Raw genomic sequence first — 1509 nt, 5'->3', positions numbered from 1 at the left:
GCCTTGACCGTGAACACAGGCTGGCGCGTGGCGCCGGGCCACTCGATCGGCACGCTGCACACCGGCGACGTGACCTTCAACCCTGGTTCGGTGTATGCCGTGGAGGTCGGCCCGAACGGGCAAAGTGATCAAATCCAAAGCAGCGGCGTCGCCACCCTTAACGGAGGTGTGGTGACCGTATCCCTGGAAAACAGCCCGAACCTGCTGTCTGCCACTGAGGCCCGTAGCCTGGTGGGCCAGCAGTTCAACATCCTGACGGCCAGCCAGGGCATCAACGGCCAGTTTGCAGCGATCACGCCCAACTACCTGTTTATCGGCACGCAGTTGAGCTATCAGCCGAACCAACTGAGCCTGGCCGTGGCGCGTAACCAGACGACGTTTGCCAGCATCGCGCAAACCCGCAACGAACGCGCCGTAGCGACGGCGGCCGAAGCCTTGGGCGCGGGCAGCCCGGTGTATGAAAGCCTGCTGGCCTCAGACTCGGCGGCGCAGGCGCAGGCTGCATTCAAGCAACTCTCGGGGCAACTGCACTCGGACGTGGCCGCAGCGCAAATGGCGGACAGCCGTTACATTCGTGAAGCGGTCAACGGCCGTCTGCAACAGGCTCAGGCGCTGGACTCCAGCGCGCAGATCGACACTCACGACAACGGCGGCTGGGTTCAGCTGCTGGGCGGGCGCAATAACGTCAGCGGTGACAACAACGCCAGCGGTTACTCCTCGTCTACCAGTGGCGTGCTGCTGGGCCTCGACACCGAGGTCGGCGACGGCTGGCGTGTGGGCGCCGCCACCGGCTACACCCAAAGCCATCTCAATGGCGAGTCGGCATCGGCAGACAGCGACAACTATCACCTGTCGGTCTACGGCGGAAAACGCTTCGACGCCATTGCCCTGCGCATGGGCGGTGCCACCACTTGGCACCGTATCGACAGCTCGCGCCGTGTGGCGTACGCCAACCAGTCGGACTACGACAAAGCTGACTACAACGCGCGCACCGACCAAGTGTTTGCCGAGATCGGTTACACCCAATGGAACCAGTTCGAACCCTTCGCCAACCTGACCTACCTGAACTACCAGAGCGATTCGTTCAAGGAAAAAGGCGGCGCCGCAGCCTTGCATGCCAGCAAGCAAAGCCAGGACGCCACGCTTTCCACCTTGGGCCTGCGCGCGCATACCCAACTGCCGGTCAGCTCGACCTCGGCGGTAACGTTGCGCGGTGAGCTGGGCTGGGAGCATCAGTTTGGCGACACCGATCGCGACGCCTCGCTGAAGTTTGCCGGCAGCGACAACGCCTTTGCGGTCAATAGTGTGCCGGTGGCCCGCGATGGCGCGGTGATCAAGGCCAGTGCGGAAATGGCCCTGACCAAGGACACGCTGGTGTCGTTGAACTACAGCGGTTTGCTGTCCAACCGGGGTAACAACAACGGGATCAACGCCGGGTTTACTTTCCGGTTCTAACGGCCGATACCCTGTGGCGAGGGAGCTTGCTCCCGTTGGACTGCGAAGCGGCCC

Annotated in this window: 1 protein-coding gene; it reads left to right on the top strand. The window is 63.2% G+C overall.

All coding sequences use genetic code 11. From position 1 onward, the window contains the following. On the top strand, window positions 1-1455 hold a 1455-nt coding region (locus FEM54_RS32420), incomplete at its 5' end, for an autotransporter outer membrane beta-barrel domain-containing protein (RefSeq protein WP_138454266.1). Between the last annotated feature and the right edge of the window lie 54 nt (window positions 1456-1509).

Origin of the sequence: Pseudomonas edaphica (assembly GCF_005863185.1) — a bacterium.
In the GTDB taxonomy this organism is placed as follows: domain Bacteria; phylum Pseudomonadota; class Gammaproteobacteria; order Pseudomonadales; family Pseudomonadaceae; genus Aquipseudomonas; species Aquipseudomonas edaphica.
The sequence above is the reverse complement of the archived record's forward strand: the minus strand, read 5'-3'. Positions and strand labels throughout refer to the sequence as shown.